This window comes from Microbacterium sp. Bi128, from assembly GCF_918698205.1.
This window is the reverse complement of sequence record NZ_CAKKMM010000575.1, coordinates 1-3,050: the sequence shown is the minus strand read 5'-3', so window position 1 is coordinate 3,050 and position 3,050 is coordinate 1. Positions and strand designations below refer to the sequence as shown.

At 66.3% G+C, this 3,050-nt stretch carries 3 protein-coding genes and 1 riboswitch; of the genes, 1 reads left to right on the top strand and 2 read right to left on the bottom strand.

Annotation, left to right across the window (positions count from 1 at the left end; translation table 11 throughout):
* The coding region (locus tag LQV45_RS23140; protein WP_230009002.1) for a M23 family metallopeptidase at nt 1-635 on the bottom strand (635 nt) is incomplete at its 3' end.
* 4 nt (nt 636-639) lie between these two features.
* A riboswitch (cyclic di-AMP (ydaO/yuaA leader) is annotated at nt 640-855 on the bottom strand.
* Nucleotides 856-1,004: 149 nt separating this feature from the next.
* Nucleotides 1,005-1,700, bottom strand: coding sequence for a metal-dependent transcriptional regulator (locus LQV45_RS23135; protein WP_079555358.1), 696 nt, complete (start codon nt 1,698-1,700; stop codon nt 1,005-1,007).
* Between the two features lie 359 nt (nt 1,701-2,059).
* Between LQV45_RS23135 and serC the strand changes: the two genes are divergently transcribed.
* Nucleotides 2,060-3,050: phosphoserine transaminase (gene serC, locus LQV45_RS23130; RefSeq protein ID WP_230009001.1), on the top strand; the 991-nt coding region annotated here is incomplete at its 3' end.

Below are 3,050 nucleotides of genomic sequence, written 5' to 3'. Positions count from 1 at the left end.
ATGACCACGCGGTTCCCCCCGCCGAAGGGATGCCAGCCGTTGAAGGTCACGGTGCCGCTGGCGGCCGCGTGGACCGCCGTGCCGCACTGGGCGGCGAAATCCTGGCCGCGGTGGAACTCCCCCGCGCCCCCGGTAATGGGGCTGACACGGTAGCCGAAGGGCGAGGCCGTGACCAGCTGGTCGAGCGGCGCACCCAGGGTGCCGGCCGATGCCGCGCGGGTGATGGTGCCCACAGACTGGGCGCTCAGCAGCTGCTTGAGTTTCCCGTCCGGATCGCCCTTCGTGGTGACGGCCGTGCGGTTGAAGTCGACTTTGGCGGCGGCGGCAGCGGTGACATCCGGCTGCACGGCAGCGGAGAGCGCGCCGGACCCGCCCGGATTCGAAGCCATCACCGGGCTCGTGACGGGGACCGTCACGGTCAGAACCAGACCAGTTGCGGCCAGGGCGATCCCGGCCTTCTGCCCGACCCCGCTGGCCGCGGCAAAGTCCGTGACCTGGCGGAACGGACTGCGACGGCGACGGCGTTCATCCCGGTGCACGTCCCGCGGGCGTTCGGCCGTGTATGCGACGACGGGACGCGGCTCCGGTGCGGGACCGGTCGCGCGGCGACGGCCCCTGGAGGTCTGGGTGGTCAAGAACGGTTCCTCTCTGGATGGCCTGCGAAGTTAGCTGTCGGATTCGGGTCAGAGAGATCAAAGACCCGGTCCGCCGTTGCAAGCAGCCACGCACAGATGCATCCCCAGGGGATCCTTCGGTGGAAGCTGCTTGCCGCTGACGGACTTCACCCCAAGGCTGCCGAAGTAGCAGCCGAAAGTGGTTCCCCCGCCCCTGCCAGGAGGTAGTTCTGCGACTGATCCGCTGGCAGGGCTCGGCTTCGGATCAGGTAACGCTTTGGTATCGGTACTGGGCACTAACTATAGGCGATTAAGCCGCCCGGTAATAAATCCGTAACCGCAATTGTGGACAACTCATGGGTCGTCCCATGACCGGCGCGTAGTGGCTGGTCAGGCGACTGTTACAAAGACGTGCGCGGCAACCTCGGGCGGCAGTTCCAGGGCACCTTCGATATCGGGGACGCGGACCGAGATGTACTCCCCCACCCGCTCCAGCGAGACAAGCGCGCCAGGCCTGATTCCGCCCTCGTCGAGCTGGGCCAGAAGCTCCGGCTCCACCTGGATCGGCTCCGCGAGCCGGTTGACCGTAACCCGGGAAGTTACCCCGTAGCCGGCCATGGCCTCCAGCAGGTTCACAGGCCTGTCCACGGGGGCGCCATTGGGAACGCCGCCAAGATCCGCAAGCCCCGGAATAGGGTTTCCGTAGGGCGAGACTGTCGGGTGGTTGAGCATCTCGAAGATTCTTCGCTCGACGCGTTCGCTCATGACATGTTCCCAGCGGCACGCTTCCTCGTGGACGTAGGCCCAGTCGAGCCCGATCACGTCCGCGAGGAGGCGTTCGGCCAGACGGTGCTTGCGCATGACACCGATTGCACGTTTCCGTCCGGTTTCCGTCAGTTCAAGGTGCCGGTCGCCGGAAACAACCACCAGCCCGTCGCGCTCCATCCGGCCGATCGTCTGGGACACAGTGGGGCCGGAGTGGCGGAGCCGTTCGGCGATGCGGGCGCGGAGGGCAACGATGTTTTCTTCTTCAAGTTCCAGAATGGTCCGAAGATACATCTCCGTGGTATCGATCAGATCCGTCATTCAGCTCAGCTCCTCGAGCGCAGTCCTAGCGTCATTCCCACCGTACCGCGTGCGGGCTGCATGCAGGATGCGCCCAGGCGGGAACCGCCGTACGTTCGCATGCCAGCCTAGCCTATTTTGAATTACTCCGGATAATCTTTCGGTCGACCTGGAGCTATTGTCCCAGCCCCAGCCGGCCGGCCGTCCCCGGCGTCTCAATGACCGGACTATGACAGGCCTTTTTCCGTATCGCCGGGAGCTGTCAGGCAAAATAAAACAGGCAGAATGAAACAGGCAGAATGAAAAGGGGGGTCCGTGGTAGCCATCCCTGCCCGCCACCTCCCAGCCACGCTACGAACCAGCCGAAAATTGGAGCCACTGTGAGCGACACCAGCATCACGATCCCCGCCAACCTCCTGCCCAAGGACGGACGGTTCGGCGCCGGCCCGTCCAAAGTCCGGCCGGAACAGATGGACGCCCTGGCCGCGGCATCGTCGAAGCTGCTGGGGACCTCGCACCGCCAGGCACCCGTGAAGAACCTGGTCGGCTCGGTGCGCAGCGGCCTCAGCGAATTCTTCCGGGCACCGGAAGGCTATGAAGTCGTGCTGGGCGTCGGCGGATCTACCGCGTTCTGGGACATTGCCAGCTTCGGGCTCGTGGAGAACAAAGCGCAGCACCTGTCCTTCGGCGAGTTCGGCTCGAAGTTCGCCTCCGCCACCAACAAGGCGCCGTTCCTTGCCGAGTCCTCCATCATCAAGGCCGAACCCGGCACCCGCCCCACCGCCCGGGCGGAGGCCGGCGTCGACGTCTATGCGTGGCCGCAGAACGAGACCTCAACCGGCGTAGCCGCCCCCGTCCAGCGGGTGGCCGGCGCCGACGAGGGGTCGCTGGTGCTCGTGGACGCGACCTCGGCCGCGGGCGGGCTGGACGTGGCCGTGGCAGAGTCGGACGTGTACTACTTCGCGCCGCAGAAGAACTTCGCATCCGACGGCGGCCTGTGGCTGGGCCTGTTCTCCCCGGCCGCGCTGGAACGGGCGGCACGGATCAAGGCCGGCGACCGCTGGATTCCCGACTTCCTTGACCTCCAGACGGCGATCGACAATTCCCGGCTGAACCAGACCTACAACACCCCCGCACTGGCCACCCTGGTGACCCTGGACGCCCAGGTGCAGTGGCTCAACGCCAACGGCGGCCTGGACTTCGCCGCCGGCCGGACCGCGGATTCTGCCGGCCGCATCTACCGCTGGGCCGAAGCGTCCGAATACGCCACGCCGTTCGTGGCCAAGGCCGAGGACCGCTCGAACGTGATCGCCACGATCGACTTCGATGACTCGATCGACGCCGCGGCCATCGCCAAGGTGCTCCGCGCCA